General features: G+C 69.4%; 27 protein-coding genes and 1 riboswitch. Of the genes, 14 read left to right on the top strand and 13 right to left on the bottom strand.

Features of this window, described 5'->3' with window-relative positions; translation table 11 throughout:
- Positions 1-3: 3 nt before the first annotated feature.
- Together ACFUJY_RS02805 and hisC are read right to left on the bottom strand one after the other, a co-directional pair.
- Positions 4-1,512, bottom strand: coding sequence for a cytochrome ubiquinol oxidase subunit I (locus ACFUJY_RS02805; RefSeq protein WP_383293433.1), 1,509 nt, complete (start codon positions 1,510-1,512; stop codon positions 4-6).
- Between the two features lie 239 nt (positions 1,513-1,751).
- Positions 1,752-2,831, bottom strand: coding sequence for a histidinol-phosphate transaminase (hisC, locus tag ACFUJY_RS02800; RefSeq protein ID WP_383293430.1), 1,080 nt, complete (start codon positions 2,829-2,831; stop codon positions 1,752-1,754).
- 371 nt (positions 2,832-3,202) lie between these two features.
- On the opposite strand from hisC, the gene ACFUJY_RS02795 reads away from it, so the two are divergent.
- From ACFUJY_RS02795 to ACFUJY_RS02785, 3 genes are all read left to right on the top strand, one after another.
- A complete protein-coding gene (locus tag ACFUJY_RS02795; protein ID WP_164399310.1) occupies positions 3,203-4,315 on the top strand; it encodes a LacI family DNA-binding transcriptional regulator in 1,113 nt (370 codons plus the stop codon).
- 175 nt (positions 4,316-4,490) lie between these two features.
- Positions 4,491-5,549, top strand: coding sequence for a metallophosphoesterase (locus tag ACFUJY_RS02790; RefSeq protein WP_383293426.1), 1,059 nt, complete (start codon positions 4,491-4,493; stop codon positions 5,547-5,549).
- 182 nt (positions 5,550-5,731) lie between these two features.
- Complete coding sequence (locus ACFUJY_RS02785; protein WP_383293423.1) at positions 5,732-6,544, top strand: hypothetical protein; 813 nt, start codon at positions 5,732-5,734, stop codon at positions 6,542-6,544.
- A gap of 54 nt (positions 6,545-6,598) precedes the next feature.
- Here the strand turns inward: ACFUJY_RS02785 and thiC are convergent, their stop codons facing one another.
- Complete coding sequence (thiC, locus tag ACFUJY_RS02780) at positions 6,599-8,392, bottom strand: phosphomethylpyrimidine synthase ThiC (RefSeq protein WP_383293420.1); 1,794 nt, start codon at positions 8,390-8,392, stop codon at positions 6,599-6,601.
- Positions 8,385-8,518, bottom strand: a riboswitch (TPP riboswitch). It overlaps the preceding gene by 8 nt.
- 71 nt (positions 8,519-8,589) lie before the next feature.
- Between thiC and ACFUJY_RS02775 the strand changes: the two genes are divergently transcribed.
- Positions 8,590-9,918, top strand: a complete 1,329-nt coding sequence (locus ACFUJY_RS02775; protein WP_383293417.1) for a YibE/F family protein — start codon at positions 8,590-8,592, stop codon at positions 9,916-9,918.
- Between the two features lie 79 nt (positions 9,919-9,997).
- Here the strand turns inward: ACFUJY_RS02775 and ACFUJY_RS02770 are convergent, their stop codons facing one another.
- The 4 genes from ACFUJY_RS02770 to ACFUJY_RS02755 all read right to left on the bottom strand — a co-directional run bounded on the left by ACFUJY_RS02770 (position 9,998) and on the right by ACFUJY_RS02755 (position 12,213).
- Entirely contained in the window at positions 9,998-10,435 is a 438-nt protein-coding gene (locus ACFUJY_RS02770; RefSeq protein ID WP_018101854.1) for an SsgA family sporulation/cell division regulator, read from the bottom strand.
- 101 nt (positions 10,436-10,536) lie between these two features.
- The gene (locus tag ACFUJY_RS02765; protein WP_383293413.1) at positions 10,537-11,307 is read right to left on the bottom strand and encodes an IclR family transcriptional regulator; all 771 of its coding nucleotides are present in this window, start codon (positions 11,305-11,307) and stop codon (positions 10,537-10,539) included.
- Between the two features lie 243 nt (positions 11,308-11,550).
- Positions 11,551-11,766, bottom strand: coding sequence for a DUF5326 family protein (locus ACFUJY_RS02760; protein ID WP_026171356.1), 216 nt, complete (start codon positions 11,764-11,766; stop codon positions 11,551-11,553).
- Between the two features lie 129 nt (positions 11,767-11,895).
- Positions 11,896-12,213 carry a cupin domain-containing protein gene (locus ACFUJY_RS02755; RefSeq protein WP_143617534.1) on the bottom strand — a complete coding sequence of 106 codons (318 nt, stop codon included), beginning with the start codon at positions 12,211-12,213 and terminating at the stop codon, positions 11,896-11,898.
- A gap of 68 nt (positions 12,214-12,281) precedes the next feature.
- Here ACFUJY_RS02755 and ACFUJY_RS02750 point away from each other — a divergent pair, with 68 nt between their 5' ends.
- The 8 genes from ACFUJY_RS02750 to ACFUJY_RS02715 all read left to right on the top strand — a co-directional run bounded on the left by ACFUJY_RS02750 (position 12,282) and on the right by ACFUJY_RS02715 (position 18,777).
- A complete protein-coding gene (locus tag ACFUJY_RS02750; protein WP_143617536.1) occupies positions 12,282-12,659 on the top strand; it encodes a phage holin family protein in 378 nt (125 codons plus the stop codon).
- 86 nt (positions 12,660-12,745) lie between these two features.
- Positions 12,746-13,876 carry a cystathionine gamma-lyase gene (locus ACFUJY_RS02745; RefSeq protein WP_383293408.1) on the top strand — a complete coding sequence of 377 codons (1,131 nt, stop codon included), beginning with the start codon at positions 12,746-12,748 and terminating at the stop codon, positions 13,874-13,876.
- A gap of 221 nt (positions 13,877-14,097) precedes the next feature.
- Entirely contained in the window at positions 14,098-14,994 is an 897-nt protein-coding gene (locus tag ACFUJY_RS02740; RefSeq protein ID WP_383293405.1) for a LysR family transcriptional regulator, read from the top strand.
- Between the two features lie 63 nt (positions 14,995-15,057).
- On the top strand, positions 15,058-15,537 hold the full coding sequence (locus tag ACFUJY_RS02735) for an NUDIX domain-containing protein (protein WP_383293402.1): 480 nt from the start codon (positions 15,058-15,060) through the stop codon (positions 15,535-15,537).
- A gap of 129 nt (positions 15,538-15,666) precedes the next feature.
- Positions 15,667-16,551, top strand: a complete 885-nt coding sequence (locus tag ACFUJY_RS02730; protein WP_383293400.1) for a GNAT family N-acetyltransferase — start codon at positions 15,667-15,669, stop codon at positions 16,549-16,551.
- A 75-nt stretch (positions 16,552-16,626) separates the two neighbouring features.
- A complete protein-coding gene (locus ACFUJY_RS02725) occupies positions 16,627-17,088 on the top strand; it encodes a MarR family winged helix-turn-helix transcriptional regulator (protein WP_383293398.1) in 462 nt (153 codons plus the stop codon).
- 34 nt (positions 17,089-17,122) lie between these two features.
- Positions 17,123-17,575, top strand: a complete 453-nt coding sequence (locus tag ACFUJY_RS02720; RefSeq protein ID WP_383293395.1) for a GNAT family N-acetyltransferase — start codon at positions 17,123-17,125, stop codon at positions 17,573-17,575.
- Between the two features lie 38 nt (positions 17,576-17,613).
- Positions 17,614-18,777, top strand: coding sequence for a winged helix DNA-binding domain-containing protein (locus tag ACFUJY_RS02715; protein WP_383293392.1), 1,164 nt, complete (start codon positions 17,614-17,616; stop codon positions 18,775-18,777).
- A gap of 63 nt (positions 18,778-18,840) precedes the next feature.
- Here the strand turns inward: ACFUJY_RS02715 and ACFUJY_RS02710 are convergent, their stop codons facing one another.
- Together ACFUJY_RS02710 and dnaB are read right to left on the bottom strand one after the other, a co-directional pair.
- Positions 18,841-20,223 (bottom strand): serine hydrolase domain-containing protein, encoded by a 1,383-nt coding sequence (locus tag ACFUJY_RS02710; RefSeq protein WP_383293389.1) that lies wholly within the window; start codon positions 20,221-20,223, stop codon positions 18,841-18,843.
- 57 nt (positions 20,224-20,280) lie between these two features.
- Positions 20,281-21,759 carry a replicative DNA helicase gene (dnaB, locus tag ACFUJY_RS02705; RefSeq protein ID WP_383293386.1) on the bottom strand — a complete coding sequence of 493 codons (1,479 nt, stop codon included), beginning with the start codon at positions 21,757-21,759 and terminating at the stop codon, positions 20,281-20,283.
- A gap of 459 nt (positions 21,760-22,218) precedes the next feature.
- Between dnaB and ACFUJY_RS02700 the strand changes: the two genes are divergently transcribed.
- Entirely contained in the window at positions 22,219-23,556 is a 1,338-nt protein-coding gene (locus ACFUJY_RS02700) for an MATE family efflux transporter (RefSeq protein WP_383293382.1), read from the top strand.
- Positions 23,557-23,642: 86 nt separating this feature from the next.
- Here the strand turns inward: ACFUJY_RS02700 and rplI are convergent, their stop codons facing one another.
- The 4 genes from rplI to rpsF form a co-directional block, all read right to left on the bottom strand.
- Positions 23,643-24,089, bottom strand: coding sequence for a 50S ribosomal protein L9 (rplI, locus tag ACFUJY_RS02695; RefSeq protein ID WP_143617560.1), 447 nt, complete (start codon positions 24,087-24,089; stop codon positions 23,643-23,645).
- Positions 24,090-24,107: 18 nt separating this feature from the next.
- A complete protein-coding gene (rpsR, locus tag ACFUJY_RS02690) occupies positions 24,108-24,344 on the bottom strand; it encodes a 30S ribosomal protein S18 (RefSeq protein WP_003967857.1) in 237 nt (78 codons plus the stop codon).
- 43 nt (positions 24,345-24,387) lie between these two features.
- Positions 24,388-24,981 (bottom strand): single-stranded DNA-binding protein, encoded by a 594-nt coding sequence (locus ACFUJY_RS02685; RefSeq protein WP_143617562.1) that lies wholly within the window; start codon positions 24,979-24,981, stop codon positions 24,388-24,390.
- A 72-nt stretch (positions 24,982-25,053) separates the two neighbouring features.
- Complete coding sequence (gene rpsF / locus ACFUJY_RS02680) at positions 25,054-25,344, bottom strand: 30S ribosomal protein S6 (RefSeq protein ID WP_018101872.1); 291 nt, start codon at positions 25,342-25,344, stop codon at positions 25,054-25,056.
- Between the two features lie 276 nt (positions 25,345-25,620).
- Between rpsF and ACFUJY_RS02675 the strand changes: the two genes are divergently transcribed.
- The gene (locus tag ACFUJY_RS02675; protein WP_383293378.1) at positions 25,621-25,935 is read left to right on the top strand and encodes a hypothetical protein; all 315 of its coding nucleotides are present in this window, start codon (positions 25,621-25,623) and stop codon (positions 25,933-25,935) included.
- The last annotated feature ends 19 nt before the right edge of the window (positions 25,936-25,954 follow it).

Below are 25,954 nucleotides of genomic sequence, written 5' to 3'. Positions count from 1 at the left end.
CTCTCAGTAGGAGAAGGCCATGGGCCGGTCGGCGTCTTCGTGGTCGCCGCCGATCCGGGTGGGCGGGTTGAGGTCGTCGGCGGTGAGCTCCGGCGGGCCGGCCTTGATGTACTTCAGGAGGAGCCGCACCTCGATGACGGCGAGCACCGCGTACAGCACGGTGAAGACGATCAGCGAGGTCAGCACCTCGCCCTGGGACACACCGGGGGAGACCGCGTCACGGGTCCGGAGCACGCCGTACACCACCCAGGGCTGCCGGCCCATCTCGGTGAAGATCCAGCCCCAGGAGTTGGCGATCAGCGGGAACAGCAGGGTCCACAGGGCGACGATCCAGTAGCACCGGGCGAGGCGCGGGCTGAGGGCCTTGGTCTTGAAGAGGACCAGATGCGGCACCTCGTCCTCACCCGTACGCATCGCCTCGGGCAGCATGAACTTCTTCCGGGTGAGCCACAGGCCGAGGATGCCGAGGCCGAACGAGGCCATGCCGAACCCGATCATCCACCGGAAGCTCCAGAAGGCGACGGGGATGTTGGGACGGTAGTCACCAGGGCCGAAGCGCTCCTGCTCCGCCTTGTTGATGTCGTTGATGCCCGGCACGTACGAGTGGAAGTCGTCGTCGGCGAGGAAGGACAGCACCCCGGGTACGGAGATCTCGACGGAGTTGTGGCCCTTGCTGACGTCTCCGTAGGCGAAGATCGAGAAGGGCGCGGCGTTCTCGCCGTCCCACAGTGCCTCGGCCGCCGCCATCTTCATCGGCTGCTGCTTGAACATCACCTTGCCGAGCTGGTCACCGCTGACGGCGGTCAGCAGGCCGGAGATCACCACGGTGATCAGGCCCAGCCGCAGCGAGGTCCGCATCACCGGGATGTGCTTCTTGCGGGCCAGGTGGAAGGCCGCGATGCCGACCATGAACGCGCCACCCACCAGGAAGGCGGCCGTGATGGTGTGGAAGAACTGGGTCAGCGCGGTGTTCTGCGTGAGCACGTGCCAGAAGTCGGTGAGCTCGGCGCGTCCGCGTTCCTTGTTGATGCGGTAGCCGACCGGGTGCTGCATCCAGGAGTTGGCCGCCAGGATGAAGTAGGCGGAGAGGACGGTGCCGAGGGACACCATCCAGATGCAGGCGAGGTGGATCTTCTTCGGAAGCTTGTCCCAGCCGAAGATCCACAGGCCGATGAAGGTCGACTCGAAGAAGAACGCGATCAGGGCCTCGAACGCGAGCGGAGCCCCGAAGATGTCACCGACGAACCGCGAGTAGTCGGACCAGTTCATCCCGAACTGGAACTCCTGGACGATGCCAGTGACGACACCCATGGCGATGTTGATCAGGAAGAGCTTTCCCCAGAACTTGGTGGCCCTGAGGTACTTCTCCTTGTTCGTCCGCACCCAGGCGGTCTGCAGACCGGCGGTGAGCGCCGCGAGAGAGATCGTCAGAGGAACGAAGAGGAAGTGGTACACGGTCGTCGTACCGAACTGCCATCGCGCCAGGGTCTCCGGCGCCAGAGCTAGCTCCACGTCGTCTTCTCCTTACGTCACCGCCGCCGCAACGGCGATTTGTCCGTGAAATCCGAGGGATCACGGGAGGAAGCAGGACACGCTTGTGAACGCGTTCACATTCACAAGCAATTATGGCGCACACGCTTTCGAGGCTTTCGCCCGGGGGGTCCCCTTCGCCCGCCGGCCCCGCGCCGGGCATACGAAAGGGCCCCGCACCTCTCACGAGATACGGGGCCCGGCTGCCGGACGGTGCCCGGTCACAGCTCCTGGCGGAACGACTCCGTCACCTTCAGGAACAGGTCGTTCGCCTCACTCTCGCCGATCGTCACGCGCACGCCCTCACCCGCGAACGGCCGGACCACCACCCCGGCCTTCTCGCAGGCCGCCGCGAAGTCCAGGGTGCGCTCACCGAGCCGCAGCCAGACGAAATTCGCCTGGGACCCGGGCACCGTCCAGCCCTGCCGCGCCAGGGCCTCGGAGACCCGGTCCCGCTCGCACACCAGCGAGCCGACCCGGCCGAGCAGCTCGTCCTCGGCGCGCAGCGAGGCAACCGCCGCGTCCTGGGCGAGCTGGCTGACGCCGAACGGCACCGCCGTCTTGCGCAGGGCGGCGGCCACCGGCTCATGGGCCACCGCGAAGCCGACCCGCAGCCCGGCGAGCCCGTACGCCTTGGAGAACGTCCGCAGCACCGCCACATTGGGGCGGTCCCGGTAGATCTCGATGCCGTCGGGGACCTCGGTGTCCCGGATGAACTCCTTGTACGCCTCGTCCAGCACCACGAGCACATCACTGGGAACCCGGTCGAGGAATCGTTCCAGCTCGGCCCTGCGCACGACGGTGCCGGTCGGGTTGTTCGGGTTGCAGACGAAGATCAGCCGGGTCCGGTCGGTGATCGCGTCCGCCATCGCGTCCAGGTCGTGCACGTCACCGTCGGTCAGCGGCACCTTGACCGAGGTCGCACCGCTGACCTGCGTGATGATCGGGTACGCCTCGAAGGAGCGCCAGGCGTAGATCACCTCGTCGCCCGGGCCCGAGGTGGCCTGCAGCAGCTGCTGCGCCACGCCGACCGAACCGGTGCCGGTGGCCAGATGCGACACGGGCACACCGAAGCGGTCGGCCAGCTCGTTCATCAGGCCCGTGCAGGCCATGTCCGGGTAGCGGTTGAAGTGCTCAGCGGCTGCGAGCGCACTCTCCATCACTCCCGGCAGCGGCGGATACGGGTTCTCGTTGGAGGACAGCTTGAAAGCGGCCGGTCCGTCCGCCGATGCCGGTTTGCCCGGCACATAGGCGGGAACACCGTCCAGCTCGGCACGCAGCTTGGGGCTCGTCTCGCTCACCGCAGGTCCTCCTCGGCCATCCGTACACATCAATACTGCTCACCATATGAGGATTGGGCGCCGCTGCGAACGGGTGGACAGCGGATTCGTCCGGTGAGACCCGGAATGAGGGGGAGCGTGACCGTGAGTGGCGCGCGCTGGTGGCTCACTCCGTGGCGCGCGTCCCTCGAAAAGGTGAGTTGAGACCTCCCCGAGACCTCGCCCCCTCGGCAGGTGCATCCGGCCGGACGCATGACACATGACGGTGCACCCCACCAACAGCCTTGCTTCATAAGGCGTTTGCGGCCCGATGACCTTGCAGAAACGTGCCTGTCAACGCGTGCATATGCGACCGGACCAATTCCCCGCCCGACCCCTAATATCGGCTCGCCATGACAGCAGCAGGGAAGCACCAGGTGAGCCGGACGGAGACCCCCCGGCGCGGCGGCAGGCAGGGACGTGCCGGAATCCGGGATGTGGCCGCCGCGGCCGGCGTCTCCATCACGACCGTCTCCGACGCGCTCAACGGCAAGGGCAGGCTCCCGGACGCCACCCGCCGCCATGTCCGCGAGGTCGCAGAGCGCCTGGGCTATCGCCCTTCCGCGGCGGCCCGCACGCTCCGTACCGGCAAGTCCGGCCTCATCGGCCTGACCGTGACGACGTACGGGGATGAACCTTTCACCTTCACCGAGTTCGCGTACTTCGCGGAAATGGCGAGAGCCGCCACCTCGGCGGCACTGGCCCGCGGCTACGCCCTGGTCATCCTGCCGGCCACATCGCGCCACGACGTCTGGTCCAACGTGGCGCTCGACGGCACCGTCGTCATCGATCCGTCCGACCAGGACCCGGTCGTCTCCGAACTGGTCCGCCAGGGGCTGCCCGTCGTCTCCGACGGCCGCCCCGCCGGGTCGCTGCCCGTCACCGCCTGGGTGGACAACGACCACCGGGCCGCCGTGCTCGACCTCCTCGACCATCTCGCCGCAGCCGGAGCCCGCCGTATCGGACTGCTCACCGGCACCACCACGGACACGTACACCCGGCTCTCCACCACCGCCTACCTGCACTGGTGCGAGCGGGTGGGCCAGGACCCGGTCTACGAGTCCTACCCCGCCCACGACCCGTGCGCGGGAGCGGTGGCCGCCGACCGGCTGCTGGCCCGTCCGGACCGCCCCGACGCCGTCTACGGGCTCTTCGACCCCAACGGCACCGACCTGCTGGCGGCCGCCCGCCGCTACGGCCTGCGCGTCCCGGAGGACCTGCTCCTCGTCTGCTGCAGCGAATCCACGGTGTACGCGACGACCGAGCCTCCGATCACGACGCTCTCGCTGAAGCCGCGGCGCATCGGCACAGCGGTCGTCCAGCTGCTCATCGACGCCATCGAGGGCATCGACCAGGACGGTCCGGTGGAACGGGTGGTGCCGACGGAGCTCATCGTCCGGACGTCCTCACAACGCCGCCCGCCCCGCACCACGGTCAGTGCGCCGCGTTCTCCGGCAGGGGACTGATCATCCCAATTGGGACCAATCGACCGACGAACCTGGCATGCGGAAGGATTCACCACCCCTGGTGCGTCCCAGAGCACGATCTGCATTCCTATGATGGGCGCACGACACCGCGGACCAACCCGACCAGCAGGGCCCGTCAGGTGTACGGCGGCGCGACGGTGGTGTGGAGGGGTCGATGACACAGGGGGCCGGTCAGGAACCCGTGGTGCGGACGGCGACGTTGCGCGACTTCCGCGTGCCGCCCTATGCGCAGTCCCCCGCGCCGCCCGCGTCTCCGCATCCGGGGAACGCCTTCCCCGAGGGCGGGACGCCGGACGGGTACACCCCGACGGCGCGGGATCTTCCCGTCATCAGCGTCGACGAACCCGCCCAGGCGCAGCCCGCGCCCGAACCGCGCCCCGCGGCCGGCCCGGGCCTCGGCCCCCTCTACGTCGTCGGTGACGTCCACGGCTACCTGGACGAGCTGCTCGCCGCCCTCGCCGAGCAGGGCCTGATCGACTCCGAAGGCCACTGGGCGGCGGGCAACGCGCGCCTCTGGTTCCTCGGCGACTTCACCGACCGGGGCCCCGACGGCATCGGCGTCATCGACCTCGTCATGCGGCTCTCCGCCGAGGCGGCTGCCGCCGGCGGCTACTGCAAAGCCCTGATGGGCAACCACGAGCTGCTGCTCATCGGCGCCAAGCGGTTCAGCGACACCCCGGTGAACTCCGGCGCGGGAACGGCCACCTTCCAGGCCGCCTGGCTGCTCAACGGCGGACAGAAGACGGACATGGAGCGCCTTCAGGACGTCCACCTCCAGTGGATGTCCCGGCTCGACGCCGTCGTCGAGGAGGACGGGCACCTCCTGATGCACTCGGACACGACGGCGTACCTCGACTACGGCTCCACCATCGAGGACGTCAACGACACGGTGCACGCCATCCTCACCCGTAACGACGCCGACGAGTGCTGGGACCTGTTCCGCAAGCTCACCAAGCGGTTCGCCTTCCGCGACGAGTCGGGCGCCCAGGCCGTGCAGGAGCTGATGGCGGCCTACGGCGGCCGGCGCGTCGTCCATGGCCACAGCCCCATCCCGTACCTGACCGGCGAGGTCGGCTCCGAGGACGGCGAGGACGGTGCCGGACCGCAGGTCGACGGCCCGCACGTGTACGCGGACGGGCTCGCCATCGCCATGGACGGCGGAGTGACCATGGCCGGAAAGCTACTGGTCGTCCAACTCCCCCTGCATGACTGACGCCCTGCGGGGAAGACCCGTCCCGGCCTGACCACGCCGAGGACGGGGGCTATTTCCGGAAACCCTCTGTCACCGCGTGCCGTGCGCGCTCTACCATCGGCGTATCAGTAGCAGGCTCTCCTCCGTCTCCGCCCGAACTGCCCGGACCCAGCGGGCACACAGGCCCGACGGAGCATCGGGGGATGCAGATGAACAGCGCTCCGCACCTGCTGACCGAGGACCGGCCCGAGTACGAACGGCTCCTCGACGACGCACTGCGTCACGCACACGAACGACCGGAACTGGCCGCCGTCGGCGAACGCCTCAACGCCGCCCAGCTGCGCACCATGGCGATGGCGGCCGTCGCCCTGATCACCGCCACGGCCGCCGCAGAGTACGAGCAGTACGTGAAGGCCCGTGACGAAGCACGCGCCCCCTCGCGGGACACGGCTGCCGGCCCGTCGCCGGACGGCCTCGACCAGTCGGGTGCCGGGATAGGAGCGGTCGTCACCGTCCTGGCGCCGATGCTGGCGGGCACCGCGGCGGTCATATTCCTGCTGGTCGGCTACCTCCTGAAGATGCTGGACCCACCACCGGCGTTCGCCGGCCCCATGGTGGACGCGGGCTGGTTCTTCGCCGCCGCCACGGCCGCCGCCATCCTCGTCGCCGCCATCGGTCTGCTCGTCGCCGCCCTGCGCAACGGCTCGACCTCCCTGTCGGCCCGGGAAGCCCGCGAACGCCTGCCCGACGAGGTGGCCCTCGCCAAGGACGCCTGGCGGCAGGCGCTGCTGGAGCGGGGCATCGTGCCCTTCCTGCGCGACGCCCTCGCCGAGCCCGCCACCGGCCCCGTGGTCCCCGCCCCGCACCGCCCGACGGGCCGCCTCCCCAAGATCGGCTACAGCAGGCCCGACTTCGCCGGCCCGGGCGAGGGCCCGCCGGCAGCGTCTCGGCCCACGTACAGCAGCCCGGACTTCAGCAGCCCCGACTTCGGCGGCCCGGAGCACGAACCGGACTGACGCCACGGCCCCGGCGGAAGGCGCCGGAGCCGTGCGCGACCGGTCCGTACCGGGTCAGTCGGCCAGCGGCAGATAGACGCGGTTCCCGCCCGCCGCGAACTCACGCGACTTGCGGAGCATCCCTTCGGCGACCTCCTCGGCCGTCGCCTCCGTACCGTCCGCGCCACCGAACTGCTCGGTGATGCTGTGACTGATCTTCATCGAACAGAACTTCGGACCGCACATCGAGCAGAAGTGCGCCGTCTTCGCGGGCTCCGCCGGCAGGGTCTCGTCGTGGAACTCCCGCGCCGTGTCCGGGTCGAGCGCCAGATTGAACTGGTCCTCCCAGCGGAACTCGAACCGGGCGTCGGACAGCGCGTCGTCCCACTCCTGCGCCCCCGGGTGCCCCTTGGCCAGGTCGGCGGCATGGGCCGCGATCTTGTACGTGATGACCCCGGTTTTCACATCGTCCCGGTTCGGCAGCCCCAGATGCTCCTTGGGCGTCACGTAGCAGAGCATCGCCGTTCCCCACCAGGCGATCATCGCGGCGCCGATCCCCGAGGTGATGTGGTCGTACGCCGGCGCGATGTCGGTGGTCAGCGGGCCGAGCGTGTAGAACGGCGCCTCCTCGCAGATCTCCTGCTGAAGGTCGATGTTCTCCTTGATCTTGTGCATCGGGACGTGTCCCGGCCCTTCGATCATGGTCTGCACGCCGAACCGCTTGGCGACCGCGTTCAGTTCGCCGAGCGTGCGCAGTTCGGCGAACTGCGCCTCGTCGTTGGCGTCCGCGATCGACCCGGGGCGCAGCCCGTCGCCCAATGAGTACGTGACGTCGTACGCGGCGAGGATCTCGCAGAGCTCCTCGAAGTGCTCGTACAGGAACGACTCCTTGTGGTGGGCCAGGCACCACGCCGCCATGATCGAACCGCCCCGGGAGACAATGCCGGTCTTGCGCCGGGCGGTCAGCGGCACATACGGCAGGCGTACGCCGGCGTGCACCGTCATGTAGTCCACGCCCTGCTCGGCCTGCTCGACGACGGTGTCCTTGTAGATCTCCCACGTCAGTTCCTCGGCCCGCCCGTCGACCTTCTCAAGGGCCTGGTAGAGCGGGACGGTTCCGATCGGTACGGGTGAATTGCGAAGAACCCACTCACGGGTGGTGTGGATGTTGCGGCCGGTGGAAAGGTCCATGACCGTGTCCGCGCCCCACCGGGTCGCCCACGTCATCTTGTCCACCTCCTCCTCGATGGAGGACGTCACCGCGGAGTTGCCGATGTTGGCATTGACCTTCACCAGGAACCGCTTGCCGATGATCATCGGCTCGGTCTCCGGGTGGTTGACGTTGGCGGGCAGCACGGCACGCCCGGCCGCGATCTCCTCGCGCACCACTTCCGCCGCGACGTTCTCGCGGACGGCGACGTACTCCATCTCCGGGGTGATCTCGCCCCTGCGGGCGTACGCGAGCTGGGTGACGGGCCGGCCGTCCCGGCTCCGCCGCGGGCGGCGCGGCCGGCCGGGGAACACCGCGTCCAGATTGCGCAGCCCACCCCGCGGCGAGGTGTGCTTGAGCCCGTCGTCCTCGGGGCGGGCGGGGCGGCCCGCGTACTCCTCGGTGTCGCTGCGGGCAATGATCCAGTTCTCCCGGAGCGGTGCGAGACCGCGCCGGACGTCGGTCTCGGCCGCGGGGTCGGTGTACGGCCCGGACGTGTCGTACAGGGTCACGTCCTTGCCGTTGGTCAGGTGCACCTGACGGACCGGCACCCGGATGTCGGGGCGCGGCCCCTGGACGTATCCCTTGTGCCAGCCGATGGACTTCCCGGCCTCGTCGCCCTGATGGGAGGCAGGCGTGCGTGTGTCCGATGTGGTCATGAGACCTACTCCCTACGCCGGCATTACCCGGTAACAGGTTCGGCGGTCGGCGCAGCGTCTCCCGTACGGTCGTACGGCGGTCAGCGCCCTCTCAGCCCGGTGCTCCGAGCTCCCGCGTGTGCAAAGGTGCCACCACGCTAGCCCCCGGACGGGCGAGCTGAACAGAGGGCCCCCTCCCTTCTTGCGATGATCGGCCGGTGACGTCCCCTCATCGCGAACCGGAACCGCAGGGCCATCAGCACGCGCACACGCACAGCCATGGCCCGGCCGCACCCGTCTCGACCCATCTGCGCAAGGTGATCGCCGCCGTGCTGATCCCCTTCGCGACCGCCGTGCTCGTCGGCCTCGTGGCGCTCTGGCCGGGCGGCGCGCCGGCGCACGAACGGACCGGTGTCGGTTTCGACCGGCAGACCCAGCAGGGAAAGGTGGTGAGCGTCGTCAAGATCGACTGCAAGGACGTGAACGCCGCCCAGCTTCCCGTCGACGGCGAGACCCGGCCCCCCGAGGGACGGCCGGCGTCCGGTGCCCTCTGCAAGAAGGCCACCGTCGAGGTCACCAGCGGTCCCGACGCGGGACGCCGGTTCGTCGAGGTCGTGCAGCCGGACGCGCCGAGGCAGCTGAGGGAGGGCCAGGGGGTGGTGGTGGCGTACGCCCCCGCCGCGCCCCATGACCTCCAGTACTCCGTGACGGACGTGAACCGGAAGTTCCCCTTGTATCTGCTGGCCGGGATCTTCGCCCTCGCGGTGGTCCTCGTGGGCAGGATGCGCGGGGTCATGGCCCTGATGGCGCTCGCCCTGTCGTTCGCCGTGCTGACCCTGTTCATCCTTCCGGCCATACTGCAGGGCTCGAATCCGCTGCTGGTGGCGGTCGTCGGGGCCGGAGCGATCATGCTGATCGCGCTCTACCTCTGCCACGGGCCGACCGCCCGCACCTCCGTCGCCGTCATCGGCACCCTGATCTCACTGCTCCTGATCGGGCTGCTCGGCTCGCTCTTCATCGGCTGGGCGAGCCTGAGCGGGAACACCGACGACAGCACCGGCCTCATCCACGGCCTGTATCCGCACATCGACATGAGCGGACTGCTGCTGGCCGGCGTCATCATCGGCTCCCTGGGAGTGCTCGACGACGTCACGGTCACCCAGACCTCGGCGGTCTGGGAGCTGCGCCAGGCGAACCCCGGCATGAGTGCGAAGCAGCTCTACCGGGCAGGGATCAGGATCGGCCGCGACCACATCGCTTCCGTGGTCAACACCTTGGTGCTCGCCTATGCGGGCGCCGCGCTGCCCCTCCTGCTGCTGTTCACGGTCGCGCAGAGCAGTGTGGGAACGGTCGCCAACAGCGAGCTGGTGGCGGAAGAGATCGTGCGCACCCTCGTCGGCTCGATCGGGCTGATCGCCTCCGTGCCGGTGACGACAGCCCTCGCGGCGCTGGTCGTCTCCGCGGACCGCACGGGGGTCGGCGCGGAAGCCGGGGCTTCGGCACCCGTGCGGAGCGGCCGGGGACGGCGAAGGCGGGCGCGGTCGTGACCGGACCACACAGCGTGATTCACCCGATCGGCAGGCGCCGTGTTCGAGTGGCAAGACGCCCACCGGGCCGCGGGCCGCTTCAGCCCGCGTTCTGCTCTTCGGCCAGAATGCGCCCCAGCGCCTCCTCCAGATTGCCGTCGAAGTCACCCAGCGTGCACTCCTGTCCGAGGGGCACCAGCTTGTCCGTTCGGTCGAGGAAGGCGACAAGAGGTGCCGTGCCTGCCCGGAAGAGCGCACGGTCGGCGCCCACCTGCAGCCGGATGTGGACATCGCACAGCCCCTCCGGCTCGGTCGGCGCGATGTGTACATCGCCGTCACCACTGGGGCTGTTGAGGCCGTCGAGCAGCAGCTCGCGGCCGAAGGCCCAGGTGACGGGGGCGTCGCCGGGCAGATGGAAGGTCATCCGGATCGCGTACGGATCGCACACTTCGTACCGGAGCTCCACCGGGATACGGAATGAGAGCTCCTCGGAGACGAGGAAGCTCATCATGACCTCAGCTTGAACCGACTCGCGCATCGTTCAACCCCGCAGTAGATGAATCTGGCCAGGAATGATCCCCCATGGCCCTATTGACGCCATCGTGGTGCACGCGATAGCAGATCACAAGGAGTGATTTTTCAGATACTGATAGAGAACACGAACGAACGCAAGAGGCTCGACACTTCACCGCGTAGTCGTTCGACTGCGGGCAGCAACCGTTCTTCCTCGTGGAGGGGGACCGAAATGGCCATCGCGGCAGCGGTGAATCCGGCCGTGATCGGGATGGCCGCGCAGACGGTCCCGAGCGCGTACTCCTGACGCTCGATGACCGGTTCCGTACGCTCCAGCGACCGCAGCCGGGTCAGGAACGCCGCACGGTCGCGCACCGAGTACCGGGTCAGCGGGCGCACCGGATGCCGGTCCAGGTGGTCCTCGCGGGCCTTCTCGTCGAGCCGGCTCAGCAGGCACTGGCCGATCGCGTGCGCGTGCCCGGTCTCGCGGAACGCCGCCCACTCGTCGACCGCCGGCCGCTCGGGGGTGTCCGCCACGGCGAGGAGTTCGATCTCACCCTCACGGTAGATGGCGCAGTACACCGGGGCCCCCACGATGTCCCGCCAGCGGCCCAGCGAACGGGCCATCACGCTGCGACGGTTCTGGGCGGCGCGGTCGCCCATCAGCCGTTCGGCGGCTGCACCGAAGTGGAAGACGCCGTTCTCCCGGCGCAGATACCCCTCGTGGGTCAGGGTCCGCAACAGGTGGTAGGCGGTGGGGAGGGGAAGCCCCGCTTCCCTCGCGAGCTGTTTGGCCGGAGCCCCGTCGCGATGGGTGCCCACGGCCTCCAGCAGCCTCAGCGCCCGCTGCACCGACCCGATGAGCGTCGGAACAGCCGTACTCGATGCCGTGGTCAACGGTCACCCCCAGGCGTGGTGACGGGCGGTCAGCCCGCCCGTGGGGGCCGCCCCCACAGGTCTGCCGCGGACCTGGGGGTCCGGAGGCCGGATGATCCCGTACAAACCACTGGTCGGGGTGGTGACTTACGGTGTTTTCCCAGGTGGTGGCAGAGGACTGTCACTGTATCGGCCGCCCTGTGACCGGGTGCCGATTCCCGTTTCCCTTAGCTCAGCTGGGCTAATCCCCCGTCGGGCGTGCGGTCACCAGCCGTTTCCGGAGGACGACGACATGAACTTCCGTACGACGAAGACGAGTCCGCCGACCAGGATCACGAAGATCAGGATCTTGAAGAGCAGACCGACCACGAACGCGACCAGGCTGGCGATCAGACCACCGAACACGACGATCGCGAGCACGGGCACCGCGATCCACTTCACCCACCAGGGCATCCCAGCGAATATCTCCCGCACGGCCATCGTCCTTACCTCGTCTCTGTGAGTTCCTGCTTCGATGCTAGAGGCGAAGGACGGCCGCCGGACCCCGGGAAGCCCTTGTCCTCCCCTGATCGATCCCTTAGGGAACCCTGGGACGCCCCGGCCGCGGACTCACCCCTCGGGCGGCGAGAAGACCACCATCACGCGCAGGTCCTCGGTGATGTGGTGGAACTTGTGGGCCGTTCCGGCGGGTACGTACACGACGCTCCCTCTCCCCACCTGTGTCGTTTCCATACCGACGGTGATCGAAGCGCGGCCACTGACCACGAAGTAGACCTCGTCCTGGCTGTGCGGCTGCTGCGGATCGAGGTCGCCGGCATCCAGGGCGTACAGACCGACCGACATGTTCCGCTCACGGATGAACTGCAGGTACGCGCCGTCGTTGGCGGCTCGTTCCGCCTCCAGTTCATCCAGCCTGAATGCCTTCATGGACCGTCCGCCCCTTGCCTCTGCCCAGCCGGTGTCCGCCACCGATCATGTCTGCCACGATCAGACACATGAAGAATTTCGTAGTCAAGACGATCGCCAACGCGGGTGCGCTCGCCGTGGCCATCTGGCTGGTCCAGGACATCACGCTGACCGGCGGCAGCACCGGCCGCAAGGCCCTGACGCTGATCCTCGTGGCGCTGGTCTTCGGCCTGGTCAACGTCGTGGTCAAGCCGATCGTGAAACTGCTCACGCTGCCCCTCTTCATCCTCACACTGGGCCTGATCACCCTCGTGGTGAACGCCCTGATGCTGCTGCTCACCTCCTGGCTGGCCGGAGTGCTCGACCTGAGCTTCCACGTCGACGGCTTCTGGACCGCCGTCCTCGGCGGCCTGATCGTCTCGATCGTGTCCTGGGCGCTGAACGTCGTCCTCCCGGACGAGGACTGATCCGCCCGGCGGGAAGCGACCCGCGTCCACCTGAGACAGTGCGACCAGGACCGGTGACCGGCCGGGGAGAGAAGCGAGGACGAACCATGAGCACCAAGGGCGACGGAACGCGTGCGGTACGCGCGGGACTGCCGGAGCCGCAGCAGTTTGAGCCCACCCTCCCCGGGCCGGTCTTCGCCGCGCACTACCACCTGTCCGGCGAGCCGACCGGCCCCTACACCTACGGCCGGGACGGCAACCCCACGTGGACCCGGCTGGAACAGGCCATCGGGGAACTCGAAGCACCGGGCGAGGACGTGGAGACCACCGTCTTCGCCTCCGGAATGGCGGCGATCTCTGCCGTTCTGCTCTCCCAGGCGCGCAGCGGCGACGTCGTCGTCCTCCCCGACGACGGCTACCAGGCACTTCCCCTGCTGCGCGGGCAGCTGGAGGCGTACGGAGTCGAGGTGCGGACCGCGCCGACCGGCGGCGACGCCCAGCTCGCCGTGCTGAAGGGCGCGAAGCTCCTGTGGCTGGAAACGCCGTCCAACCCGGGCCTCGACGTCTGCGACGTGCGGCGCCTCGTCGAGGCCGCACACGCCGGCGGCACGCTGGTCGCCGTCGACAACACCCTCGCCACCCCGCTCGGCCAGCGTCCGCTGGAACTGGGCGCGGACTTCTCGGTGGCCAGTGACACCAAGGGCATGACGGGCCACGGCGACCTGCTGCTCGGCCATGTGACCTGCCGCGACCCCGAGCTCACGGCAGGGGTGCGGCGCTGGCGCAAGATCGCCGGCGCGATCCCCGGCCCGATGGAGGCATGGCTCGCGCACCGCTCGCTGGCCACGCTGGAGCTGCGGATCGAGCGGCAGTGCGCCAACGCCCTCGCACTCGCCGAGGTGCTCTCCGCGCACCAGGCCGTGTCCGGGCTGCGCTATCCCGGCCTGCCCACCGACCCCTCGTACGCGAACGCGGTACGCCAGATGCGGCGCTTCGGCTCCGTGGTGTCGTTCGTGCTCAGCGACCGGGGGACCGCGGAGCGCTTCCTGGCGGCCCTGCGGCTGGTCGAGGACGCCACGAGCTTCGGAGGCGTCCGCTCCACCGCCGAGCGCCGGGGCCGCTGGGGCGGCGACGCGGTCCCGGAGGGCTTCATCCGCTTCTCCGTCGGCGCCGAGAACGCCGCCGACCTCATCGCCGATGTCGAACAGGCGCTGGCCGTGGCTTCCGCCGGGAGCTGACCCACCGCCTCCCGTCACACGGTACGGCGGTCCGAGCCTCCCCCCTCGTGGCTCGGACCGCCCCGGCCCTCCGCCTTCTCCACGTGAAGGGCCGTCATCACAAGGCTAGTTGACTCTGCGTCAGTGTCCAATCCCAGTAGTGTCTGCGACCTATCGACATATTTATGGTTGTCCGGGGTCCAAACGGATGCGTCACTGCGTGAGGGCGGAAGGGGCGAGACGTGGATCTGGCCCTGCTGCGCACCTTCGTCACCGTGCACCGAGCCGGTTCGTTCACCCGCGCCGCCGCGCTGCTGGGCCTCTCACAGCCCGCCGTGACCTCCCAGATACGCACCCTCGAACGACAACTGGGCCGTCCGCTGTTCCTGCGCAGGGCCCGGGGAGTGACCCCGACGACGATCGGCGACGAACTCGCGCACCGGGCCGCTCCGCATCTGGACGCGCTGGTCGAGATCGCCGAGACCGACCTCGATCCGGAGTCGGGCGTACGGACCCTGCATCTGGCGGGACCACCCGAGTTCCTCTCCCTGCGCGTCCTGCCCGCGCTCACCCCGCTGATCTCCCAGGGCCTCGCGCTGCGCGGTTCGTTCTCCGCGGACACGGACGAGACCCTGGAGGGCCTGGCCGCCGGTCACCACGACCTGGCCGTCGTGACGGCCAGGCCACGCGGGGAACTGCTCACCGCCACCCCGCTCTGCGACGAGGAGCACGTCCTGGTCGCCGCCCCTCGCTGGGCCGGCCGGCTGGGGCCGGGAACGCTGCGGCGCAACGGTCCCGTGGTCCTGGAGCAGCTGCCCGTGGTGGAGGTGCACGAGAGCCTGCCGCTCGTCTCCCGCTACTGGGCCGCAGTCTTCGACAGTGCGCCCGCGGCGGCCGGCGCCGTCATCGCCCCGGATCTGCGGGCGGTCCTGGAGTGCGCGGCCGCCGGTGCCGGACTCGCGGTACTGCCGCGCTATCTGTGCGAGGGCGCGCTGGAACGCGGCGAGGTGGTGGCGCTTCTCGACCCTCCGGTCCCGCCCCTGCGCACCTACTTTCTGACCGCACGGACCGGCACGCTCGCGCTTCCGCATCTCGCCCGGGCGCACGAATGGCTGCTGCGTGCAGCGGCCGACTGGTGACCGCGGAAGCGCCCGACAGCGCCCCGGTGTTTCAGAACGGGTCCCGTGGGCCACGCTTCTGCCATGACCGAACGTCCTGTGGTCAAGCGCACCGCACGCGCCATCCTGCTCGACGGCGACGACCTCGTCCTCATCAAGCGCACCAAGCCCGGGGTGGACCCGTACTGGGTCACGCCGGGTGGCGGGGTCGAACCCGAGGACGCCACCGTTGTCGACGCCCTGCACCGCGAGGTGGACGAGGAGCTGGGCGCCAAGATCACGGATGTGGTGCCCTGCTTCGTCGACACCGTGGAACACATCGAGGAGGGCGGGGTGAAGGGTGTCAAAGTCCAGCACTTCTTCGTCTGCCGCCTCGACTCCATGGACCTGTCCCTGCGCCACGGCCCCGAGGTCGACGCCCCCTGCGGCGCGTACGACGTCGTACGCGTGCCCTTCAGCCGGGTCGGCATCGCCGCGGTGCACCTTGTGCCGCTGTCGTTGCGCCACTATCTGGACGGCAATATCGAGGGGGTCCGGGCGTTGCACGCCGCCGACCTGGGCTGACGCCGACGGGCTCGTGTTTCACGTGAAACCCTTCGCTGCCAGGGTCCGGGCTCGATTTTTCGCTGCGGGGCACGACCAGTTCCGGTAAAGCGGTGGACGGGCGATCAACGGTCGGAGAGCCTGGCCCGTATGCCCAGCTCATTGCCCCGCCCGCTGTCCGATCTCCCCATCCGGCGCCTCACCCGGGACGACCTGGTCGCCTGCGCCGATCTCAGCGAGGACCGGGGCTGGCCGCGCGACGAGGAGCGCTGGACGCTGCTGCTCGCCGCCGGGACGGGTTACGGCATCGATGACCCCGACAGCAAGGGCCTGATGGCGAGCTGCATGGTGCTCTCGTACGGCCCCGAGATGGCCGCCGTCGGCATGCTGCTGGTCGCCGGGCGCCATGCCCGGCGCGGAGTCGGCCGGTATCTGATGCAACGGGTGATCGAGGCCGCCGGGGACACCCCGCTCAGCCTCCACGCGACAGCCTCGGGGCGCCCCCTGTACGAAGCACTCGGATTCGCGCCGTTGGGGCGCACCGTCCGCCTGAGTGGTGCCTTCCAGCTGCCCGTGGCAGCGGCCCCGGAGCCTCTCGGCGCCCCCGGCACCCTCATCCGGTCCGCTTCGGCCCACGATCTGCGGGCCGTGGTGCGGCTGGACTCGCTCGTCTTCGGACTCGACCGCACGCATCTGCTGACCCGGCTCCCGACGTTCGCCGATCACCTACGGGTCGCGGAGGAGGACGGGGAGCTGACCGGGTTCGCCGCGCTCTCGCCGAGCGGGACGAACCATGCCGTCGGCCCGTTGATCGCCAAGGACACCCCCACCGCGAAACTGCTCGTGGCCTCGCTGGCCGAGGCGACGGACCGGCCGCTGCGCGTGGACGTCGATGCCCGTCACGAGGACCTGCTGGACTGGCTCGCCCGCTGCGGGCTGCGGGCGAACTCGGAGACCACGGTGATGTCGCTCGGCGGGCGACAGTACGCGGACTGGCCCAGGTACTTCGCACCCTTCAGCCTGGCCACGGGCTGACTATAATTGCAAACGCTGGCTATTGCGGCCGTCGGCTACTCTGGACGTAAGCAGCTCCGGCACGGAGGAGAGACCATGACAGCCACGGACCCGGCCCTGACCGCCCTCTCCCAGGGCTGGATCGCGCTCTCCCTGCTCCACGGCAAGATCGAGACCCGCATCGAACGGGCCTTGCAGAGCGGCCACGACCTGAGCGTGCGCGAGTACTCACTGCTGGACGTGCTCAGCCGGCAGCACAGCGGCCCGGGCGGGCACCTGCAGATGAAGCAGGTGGCGGACGCCGTAGGGCTGAGCCAGAGCGCCACCACGCGCCTGGTCACCCGCCTCGAAGACCGGGGGCTCCTGACCCGGTACCTCTGCGACACCGACCGCCGGGGCATCTACACCGATGTCACCCCCGACGGACTCACCCTGCTCTCCGAGGCCCGGCCGACCAACGACCGCGCCCTGCGCATCGCGCTCGACGAGGCCGCCGAGAATCCCGAGCTGACCCCGCTCGTCCGGGCCGTCGAGGAACTGAAGGCGGTTTCCGCCTAAGGGCTGTCCCTGCCGACTGCGTAGGCTGCGGATCATGAGCGATCTGGAAATACGCCGCGCGACTGCCGACGATCTGACCGAGATCGTGGCCCTGCTCGCCGACGACCCGCTGGGCGCCCAGCGCGAGTCGCCGGACGACCTCGTGCCCTATCGGGCGGCGCTCCGGCGTCTGGCCGACGACCCGCATCAGCACGTGATGGTCGCCGTGCGCGAGGAGCACGTCGTCGGCACCCTGCAGCTGACAGTGATTCCCGGGCTGTCCCGGCGCGGTGCGACCCGGTCCGTGATCGAGGGTGTCCGCATCCACGCGGACGAGCGGGGAAGCGGCCTCGGCACCCGGCTGATCCAGTGGGCGGTGGACGAGTCACGCCGCCAGGGCTGCCAGCTGGTGCAGCTCACCTCCGACGTGTCCCGCACCGACGCGCACCGCTTCTACGAACGGCTGGGGTTCGTCGCCAGCCATGTGGGCTTCAAGCTCGCCCTCTGACCTGCCTGCCGCACCCGCCGCATTCCTGAGGAGCCGACGTGCAACGCATCAGTGACGAACAACGGCGCATCCGCATCGCCCGCCGCCATCTGCTGGCCCCCGGTGAGCGGGTGTCGTCGCCCGTCGCGGTGACCGATGCCCTCGTCGCGCTCCACGCGACCGACGCGGCCACCGTCTTCCTCTCCGCCTGCGCCAGGCTCGCCGAGCCCGCCGTCGCCGAGGTGGAGCGGTCCCTCTACGAAGACGTCTCCCTGGTGCGGATGCTCTCCATGCGCAACACCCTCTTCGTCGTGTCCGACGAGATGGCTCCGCACGTCGAGGCGGCGAACGCGCGCGCTGTGGCGGCCAAGGAACGCCGCACGCTGCTCAAGCATCTCCGCGAGGACGGCAACGGCCTGGACGAGCGCTGGCTCGACGAAGCCGAAGGGAGCGCCCTCGCCTTCCTGGACGGCAGCGGCCCGGTCTCGGGCAGCGAACTCGCCGCCGGCGTGGCCGCTCTTCGCACCAAGATCACCGTGTTCCCCGGTAAGAAGCAGGAAACGGTCCAGGGCGTCGCGACCCGGGTGATCCGGGTGCTGGCCGCCGAGGGGAAGATCCGCAGGGACCGGCCACGGGGCTCCTGGACCTCCAGCCAGTTCCGCTGGGCCCCGGCCCGCCCGCGGCCGGTGGAGGAGACCGCTCCGGCCCAGGCGGAACTGGCCCTGCGCTGGCTCCGGGCGTACGGTCCGGGCACCGAGGCCGACCTGAAGTGGTGGACCGGCTGGGGCGCCCGCGAGGTGCGTACCGCTCTCGCAGCGGTCGAAGCCGTGGAGGTGCGGCTCGACAACGGGGCTCCCGCCTGGGTAGCCCCCGGAGACACGGAGCCCGAGCCCGGCGAGGACCCCTGGGCGGCCCTGCTGCCCGCGCTCGACCCGAGCGGCATGGGCTGGGCGGACCGCGGCTTCCATCTGCCCGCCGAACACCGGGCCGCCCTCTTCGACCGCTCGGGCAACATCGGCCCCACGGTCTGGTGGGGCGGCCGGATCGTGGGGGGCTGGGCCCAACGGGGCGACGGTGAGATCGTCTGGCGGCTGCTGACCGATCCGGGCCGGGAGGCCACCGCGGCGATCGAGGCCGAGGCAGCCCGGCTGGCGGGCTGGGTGGGGGAAGCCCGGATCACCCCGCGCTTCCGGACCCCGCTGGAGAGGGAGTTGACGGCCTGAGCGGCTGTGCTGCCCGTTTCACGTGAAACGGGCAGTACCTGTTCCGGGCGGGTCCGGCTGCGTTCATGCCCCCAGGCCGCGCCATCCCTCCTCGTCCACGCCACCCGGCACCGGTGCCGCGGGGGCGTACGGCTCACGCGTGAAGACGAAGGACCCCAGATCGAGGTGGCTCACACCACCGTCCGCGTTCCGCACGATCCTCAGCGTCTCCCCCGCGTAGTAACCGTCCAGGCCGACCCAGGTGCCGTCGGGGCGCGCGGCGAAGCGGGCGCCCCGGCCCTGGCCGTTCACCGGCCGCAGCTCCAGCCCGCGATCGGCGGTCAGCGTCAGGATGTTGGGGCGCGTGGCCCAGTACCACGGCCCGGTCAGGGCGAGGAGTTCCGCGTCCACCTCGGGCAGCGGACGCCATGGTTCAGGGATGCGCGGCTCGGCCTCGGCAACGATGTCCACGAGATCGGCGGCGACCTCACCGATGGCGACCCCGGACGTCGCGTTGACGAGCACCACGGCAGCCACGTCGTCCTCGGTACTGACCCAGAGGGCAGCCAGGAAACCAGGGAGCGAGCCCGTGTGGCCGATGAAGGTACGGCCCTTGCGCCGGACCAGCTGCAGTCCCAGGCCGTAGTGATCGACCCACTCACCGGGCGCCGGAGCGGCCGACGGCTGCTTCATCTCCTCCACCGACGCTGCGCGGAGCACCCGGTCGTCGCCCCCGGCGAGGAACGCCGCGAAGCGGAGCAGATCCGCTGTCGTGGACCAGAGCTGTCCGGCGGGCGCCATGAGGCCCAGGTCCTCCGCCGGTTCGGGAAGCAGGGCGTCCGCCCAGGTATGCACCGCCCAGCCACCGGCGTGCGGAGCCTGTGGCAGCGAGCCGGTCCGGTGCATACCGAGGGGTTCCAGTACCTCTCGGCGCAGCACCTCCTCCCAGGACGCCCCGCGCACAGCCTCGACCAGCGAACCCAGCAGCGTGTAGCCCGGGTTGGAATAGTGGTGCCGGGTGCCGGGCGGGTGCATCGCGACCTGCTCATCGAGCACGTCCGCGAGCGTGGGCCGCAGGCTGCCGGGGGTCCGCTCCCACCAGGGCGCGGTCGTCTCGGCGCCGAGCCCCGCGCTGTGGCCGAGCAGCTGATGAAGGGTCACGTCACCCGCGCCGGTGCCGGGCAGGTGCTTCTCCAGCGGATCCGCCAGGTCGAGCAGCCCTTCGTCACGCAGCCTCATCACGAGGACGGCGGTGAAGGTCTTGGTGAGCGAACCGATCCTGAACTGCGTGTCGGAGTCAGGGGCATGGCCGTCGACGCAGCTGCGTGCGCCCTCCCAGGCCATCTGCCCCTGCCGTTGCACGGCGGCGACCAGAGAGGGGGTACGTCCTTCGGCCTGAGCCGTGGCGACGCGGTGCAGCAAGGCCCGTCGGGTGCCGGGAAGCAACTGTTCAGCTGGAGAAGTCATCGTCAACAACTACCGCCCGATCCGGCGTACGGCGACTCGATTTCCGCCCGGTGCCGGTCAGGTCTGCGCCATGTCCACGAAGCGGGAGTAGTGGCCCTGGAAGGCGACGGTGATCGTCGCCGTGGGGCCGTTTCGGTGCTTGGCCACGATCAGGTCCGCCTCGCCAGCGCGCGGCGACTCCTTCTCGTATGCGTCCTCCCGGTGCAGCAGGATCACCATGTCGGCGTCCTGCTCGATGGAGCCGGACTCACGGAGGTCCGAGACCATCGGCTTCTTGTCCGTGCGCTGCTCGGGGCCACGGTTCAGCTGGGAGAGCGCGATGACCGGCAGCTGCAGCTCCTTGGCCAGCAGCTTGAGGTTTCGCGACATGTCGGAGACCTCCTGCTGGCGACTCTCGGCGCGCTTCGAACCGCCGGACTGCATCAGCTGGAGATAGTCGATGACCACCAGTTTGAGGTCGTTGCGCTGCTTGAGGCGACGGCACTTCGCCCGGATCTCCATCATGGAGAGGTTGGGGGAGTCGTCGATGTAGAGCGGGGCGGCGGAGACGTCCGGCATCCGCCGGGCCAGCCGCGTCCAGTCCTCGTCGGTCATCGTGCCGGAACGCATGTGGTGCAGGGCCACCCGTGCTTCGGCGGACAGCAGACGCATCGCGATCTCGTTCCGTCCCATTTCCAGGGAGAAGATCACGCTGGGCATGTTGCTCTTGATCGAGCAGGCGCGGGCGAAGTCCAGCGCGAGGGTCGACTTACCCATGGCGGGACGGGCGGCGATGACGACCATCTGACCCGGGTGCAGACCGTTGGTCAGGGCGTCGAGGTCGGTGAATCCGGTGGGCACACCCGTCATCTCGCCACTGCGGGAGCCGATCGCCTCGATCTCGTCCAGGGCGCCTTCCATGATGTCGCCCAGCGGCAGGTAGTCCTCACTGGTCCGCTGCTCGGTGACCGCGTAGATCTCCGCCTGCGCCGAGTTCACGATGTCGTCGACATCACCGTCGGCGGCGTATCCCATCTGCGTGATCTTCGTACCGGCTTCCACGAGCCGTCGCAGAACCGCGCGTTCGTGGACGATCTCCGCGTAGTACGAGGCGTTGGCAGCCGTCGGGACCGACTGGACCAGGGTGTGCAGATACGGGGCGCCGCCCACCTTGGTGATCTCGCCGCGCTTGACCAGCTCGGCGGCCACCGTGATCGGGTCGGCGGGCTCGCCCTTGGCGTAGAGGTCGAGGATCGCCTGGTAGACGGTCTCGTGCGCGGGGCGGTAGAAGTCGTGGCCCTTGATGATCTCCACGACGTCGGCGATGGCGTCCTTGGACAGGAGCATGCCACCGAGCACGGACTGCTCCGCGTCCAGATCCTGGGGCGGGACCCGCTCGAAACCCGCGGAACCGCCTTCCCAGTCGTGCGACTCGCGCCCGCGGTCGTGGCGGTCGCCCCGGTCCCGGTCCTCACCCCTGCGCTGACGGGATACGGGCAGCCGGTCACCGGGGCCGGTGTCCGCCCAGGGGTCGTCCAAGGGTTCGGGAATGCTCATCCGGCCACCTCCTCCCGTCCGCTCCGCGGACCTAGCCGTGCTCCTCTTTCTTACGGCACGGCACCGACAAACAAGACCCCCGACTCCGGTTCCGGTGTGTCGAGTTCTGCGGTGTCGCAGAGCCGAAACAGAGTGGGGGCGCCGGACTACGGTAGGCGGCTCCGCACCGTCAGCCAATCTGGTTATCCACAGGCCCTGTGGACGAGCGACCAGATGCTGTGGAGAACCCCCCGGAACCTGTGCACGGACCGGGGGACAGCACTGTGGACAAACTCATAGGACCCCTGCAAATACCGCCCTGACCTGCCCTTTTCCCGTCCACCGGCTGTGGGGGAGAAAAAGTTGGACGGCGGGAGCGAGATCACCGCGTGTCCGACACAAGAGTTACCCACAGGCAAGCAAATGTAAGGACCTCTCACGGATTGCATCTGTTACCTGTGGAAGATTAGATTGGCTGCCATGATCCAGCCACCGGGAACCCCGTCTTCCCGCCGCCGACGGCACGACCGCGAGATCATCGCGCTCGCCGTCCCGGCCTTCGGCGCGCTCGTGGCCGAGCCGCTGTTCGTGATGGTCGACAGCGCGATCGTCGGCCATCTCGGCACCCCCCATCTGGCCGGACTGGCCGTCGCCGCCGCCCTTCTGACGACCGCGGTGAGCATCTTCGTCTTCCTCGCGTACGCCACCACCGCAGCGGTCGCCCGCCGGGTGGGCGCCGGCGACCTCGCCTCCGCGATCCGGCAGGGCATGGACGGCATCTGGCTGGCCCTCCTGCTCGGAGTCGCCGTCATCGCCCTGACACTCCCCCTTGCCCCCTGGCTCACCGAGGTGTTCGGCGCCTCCTCCACAGCGGCGCCCCACGCCATCACCTATCTCCGGATCTCCAGCCTCGGCATCCCCGCGATGCTGGTGGTGCTGGCCGCGACCGGCGTGCTCCGGGGCCTCCAGGACACCCGCACCCCGCTCTACGTCGCCATCGGTGGTTTCGCCGCCAACGCGGCCCTCAACGCCGGCCTCGTCTACGGCGCCGGCCTGGGCATCGCCGGATCGGCCTGGGGCACCGTCATCGCCCAGTTCGCGATGGCGGCCGCGTATCTGGTCGTCGTCGTCCGGGGCGCCCGACGCCACGGTGCGTCGCTGCGTCCCGATGCCGCGGGCATCAAAGCCTGCGCCCAGGCGGGCGCGCCCCTCCTGGTCCGCACGCTGTCGCTGCGGGCCGTCCTGCTCATCGCCACGGCGGTCGCCGCCCGGCTCGGCGACACCGACATCGCCGCCCACCAGATCATCCTCTCCCTGTGGAGCCTGATGGCCTTCGCCCTCGACGCCATCGCCATCGCCGGGCAGGCCATCATCGGGCGGTACCTGGGCGCGGACGATGCTCAGGGCGCGCGCGAGGCGTGCCGCCGGATGGTGGAGTGGGGAATCGCGTCCGGTGTGGTCCTGGGCGTACTGATCGTCCTGGCCCGCCCCTTGTTCGTCCCCCTGTTCACCAGCGACACGGCGGTCCGGGACGCCCTGCTGCCCGCCCTCCTGGTGGTGGCGGCCACCCAGCCGATCGCCGGCGTCGTGTTCGTCCTGGACGGCGTGCTGATGGGCGCCGGCGACGGACCGTACCTGGCGTGGGCCATGCTCGTGACGCTGGCCGTCTTCGCCCCCGCAGCCCTTCTGGTCCCCACCCTGGGCGGTGGGCTCGGTGCCCTGTGGTGCGCGATGGCACTGATGATGGTCGTGCGGATGGCGACGCTCTGGCTCCGTACCCGCTCGGGAAAGTGGCTGGTCACCGGCGCGGCCCGCTGACCGAGCTGGGATGTTTCACGTGAAACGGCGAAGGGCCGCACCCTGGAGGGTGCGGCCCTTCACTGTTCTGCTGAGGTGCGGCCCGATCAGGCGGCAACGACCTCGACGCCGAGCTTCGCAGCGACCTCGGGGTGCAGACGCACGGACACCTGGTGCCCGCCGAGCGTCTTGATCGGCGAGCCCAGCTCGACGCGACGCTTGTCGACGTCCGGGCCACCGGCGGCCTTGATCGCCGAGGCGATGTCGGCCGGGGTGACGGAGCCGAAGAGGCGGCCGGCGTCGCCGGAGCGAACGGCCAGACGGACCTTCACGGCCTCCAGCTTGGCCTTGACCTCGTTGGCCTGCTCGATCGTGGCGATCTCGTGGATCTTGCGGGCGCGGCGGATCTGCGCCACGTCCTTCTCGCCACCCTTGGTCCAGCGGATGGCGAAGCCACGCGGAACCAGGTAGTTACGGGCGTACCCGTCCTTGACGTCTACGACGTCGCCGGCAGCACCGAGGCCGGTGACCTCGTGGGTGAGGATGATCTTCATGTTTCGGTCACCCTTCCCTTATCGCGCGGTGGACGTGTAGGGCAGCAGCGCCATCTCACGGCTGTTCTTGACTGCCGTGGCGACGTCACGCTGGTGCTGCGTGCAGTTGCCGGTGACGCGGCGGGCACGGATCTTGCCGCGGTCGGAAATGAACTTCCGCAGCATGTTCGTGTCCTTGTAGTCCACGTACTGGGTCTTGTCCTTGCAGAACGCGCAGACCTTCTTCTTAGGCTTGCGCACAGGCGGCTTCGCCATGGTGTTTCTCCTGTGTGATCAAGAAGTGGGGGTACGAGCTCCCCTAGAAGGGGGGCTCGTCCGAGTAGCCGCCGCCGGAACCGCCGGAGCTTCCGCCCCAGCCGCCTCCGCCTTGCTGGCCGCCCTGGCCGCCGGCCGGAGCGCTGGTGGCCCACGGGTCGTCGGCGGGAGCACCGCCGCCGCCCTGCTGGCCGCCACCGGGACCGCCGCCCCAGTTGCCGCCGCCCTGCTGGCCGCCGCCGTATCCACCCTGGCCGCCCTGGCCACCACGACCGGTGGTCTTGGTGACCTTGGCGGTGGCGTTCTTGAGGCTGGGGCCGACTTCCTCGACATCCAGCTCGTAGACCGTGCGCTTGACGCCCTCGCGGTCCTCGTACGACCGCTGCTTCAGCCGGCCCTGCACGACAACGCGCATGCCTCGCGTGAGCGACTCGGCGACGTTCTCCGCCGCCTGCCGCCAGACCGAGCAGGTGAGGAACAGGCCTTCGCCGTCCTTCCACTCATTGGTCTGCCGGTCGAAGATGCGGGGAGTGGACGCGACACGGAACTTCGCGACCGCCGCACCGGACGGGGTGAAGCGCAGCTCGGGGTCGTCGACGAGATTGCCGACGACCGTGATGACGGTCTCGCCTGCCATGGGTGAACCTCTCGGCGGGGATTTCTTGGCTGCTTACTGCTACTCGGACCCGATGACCGCTGAGCCGGAAGCTCAGTGAATCTCGGGACGGAGGACCTTGGTCCGGAGGACCGACTCGTTCAGGTTCATCTGGCGGTCGAGCTCCTTGACGACCGCAGGCTCGGCCTGCAGGTCGATGACCGAGTAGATGCCCTCGGGCTTCTTCTTGATCTCGTAAGCGAGACGACGACGGCCCCAGGTGTCGACCTTCTCAACCTTTCCTTCGCCCTCACGGACGACGGAGAGGAAGTTCTCGATCAGCGGGGAGACTGCTCGCTCCTCGAGATCGGGGTCGAGGATGACCATCACCTCGTAGTGACGCATGTGGAACCCACCTCCTTTGGACTCAGCGGCCACGGTCGTTCCGTGGCAGGAGGGTCGTGATGCGTTGAGCAACGGTGTCCGAGTAGATCAGGCCCCACTGACAGCGCCCTCGGTGAGAAGGACGGTCCGTGTCGGCCTGGGCAGACACCGGTGCAGACCGACCAGAGTACCCGCAGACCACCTTCCGGTTGAAATCCAGTGGTCAGGGGACGCAATCTGTACACATCGGGTGTGAGCGGCGCCACGACGCGCCGCATGTCGGCCAGGAGGTACTCCATGGCACACGTAACGCGGACCCGCCCCTCCGTCTCCCTCTTCGCCACGGACGGCAGGCCCCATCCGCTGCAGGACGCGCTCGTGGTGGTCACGCTCGTCCTCGGCGCCCTCGCCTTCATCTCGGCGATGTTCCACAACCTGCACCTGCTCAGTTCATGGGCGGGCCTCATCGGGATCCTCACGGGGGCGTACGGCCAGTACATCTCCGTCACGACGCGTGAGAGGTTCCCACTGGTCATCGGCATGGGGGCGTCCGCCCTCGGGTTCTTCCTCGGCATGGCCCACGGCGGACTCTTCGGCGGCGTGATCGGCTGACCTCTCGGGTCCGGCCCGG

Origin of the sequence: Streptomyces sp. NPDC057249, from assembly GCF_042669245.1 — a bacterium.
GTDB lineage: Bacteria > Actinomycetota > Actinomycetes > Streptomycetales > Streptomycetaceae > Streptomyces.
This window is presented reverse-complemented; position numbering and strand designations above follow the sequence as displayed.

Coding starts and splice junctions, on each gene's coding strand:
- ACFUJY_RS02795 (WP_164399310.1), top strand. CDS start 3,203: ATGACAGCAGCAGGGAAGCACCAGGTGAGCCGGACGGAGACCCCCCGG.
- ACFUJY_RS02790 (WP_383293426.1), top strand. CDS start 4,491: ATGACACAGGGGGCCGGTCAGGAACCCGTGGTGCGGACGGCGACGTTG.
- ACFUJY_RS02785 (WP_383293423.1), top strand. CDS start 5,732: ATGCAGATGAACAGCGCTCCGCACCTGCTGACCGAGGACCGGCCCGAG.
- thiC (WP_383293420.1), bottom strand. CDS start 8,392: ATGACCACATCGGACACACGCACGCCTGCCTCCCATCAGGGCGACGAG.
- ACFUJY_RS02770 (WP_018101854.1), bottom strand. CDS start 10,435: ATGCGCGAGTCGGTTCAAGCTGAGGTCATGATGAGCTTCCTCGTCTCC.
- ACFUJY_RS02760 (WP_026171356.1), bottom strand. CDS start 11,766: ATGGCCGTGCGGGAGATATTCGCTGGGATGCCCTGGTGGGTGAAGTGG.
- ACFUJY_RS02755 (WP_143617534.1), bottom strand. CDS start 12,213: ATGAAGGCATTCAGGCTGGATGAACTGGAGGCGGAACGAGCCGCCAAC.
- ACFUJY_RS02750 (WP_143617536.1), top strand. CDS start 12,282: ATGAAGAATTTCGTAGTCAAGACGATCGCCAACGCGGGTGCGCTCGCC.
- ACFUJY_RS02745 (WP_383293408.1), top strand. CDS start 12,746: ATGAGCACCAAGGGCGACGGAACGCGTGCGGTACGCGCGGGACTGCCG.
- ACFUJY_RS02735 (WP_383293402.1), top strand. CDS start 15,058: ATGACCGAACGTCCTGTGGTCAAGCGCACCGCACGCGCCATCCTGCTC.
- ACFUJY_RS02730 (WP_383293400.1), top strand. CDS start 15,667: ATGCCCAGCTCATTGCCCCGCCCGCTGTCCGATCTCCCCATCCGGCGC.
- ACFUJY_RS02725 (WP_383293398.1), top strand. CDS start 16,627: ATGACAGCCACGGACCCGGCCCTGACCGCCCTCTCCCAGGGCTGGATC.
- ACFUJY_RS02720 (WP_383293395.1), top strand. CDS start 17,123: ATGAGCGATCTGGAAATACGCCGCGCGACTGCCGACGATCTGACCGAG.
- ACFUJY_RS02710 (WP_383293389.1), bottom strand. CDS start 20,223: ATGACTTCTCCAGCTGAACAGTTGCTTCCCGGCACCCGACGGGCCTTG.
- dnaB (WP_383293386.1), bottom strand. CDS start 21,759: ATGAGCATTCCCGAACCCTTGGACGACCCCTGGGCGGACACCGGCCCC.
- ACFUJY_RS02700 (WP_383293382.1), top strand. CDS start 22,219: ATGATCCAGCCACCGGGAACCCCGTCTTCCCGCCGCCGACGGCACGAC.
- rplI (WP_143617560.1), bottom strand. CDS start 24,089: ATGAAGATCATCCTCACCCACGAGGTCACCGGCCTCGGTGCTGCCGGC.
- rpsR (WP_003967857.1), bottom strand. CDS start 24,344: ATGGCGAAGCCGCCTGTGCGCAAGCCTAAGAAGAAGGTCTGCGCGTTC.
- ACFUJY_RS02685 (WP_143617562.1), bottom strand. CDS start 24,981: ATGGCAGGCGAGACCGTCATCACGGTCGTCGGCAATCTCGTCGACGAC.
- rpsF (WP_018101872.1), bottom strand. CDS start 25,344: ATGCGTCACTACGAGGTGATGGTCATCCTCGACCCCGATCTCGAGGAG.
- ACFUJY_RS02675 (WP_383293378.1), top strand. CDS start 25,621: ATGGCACACGTAACGCGGACCCGCCCCTCCGTCTCCCTCTTCGCCACG.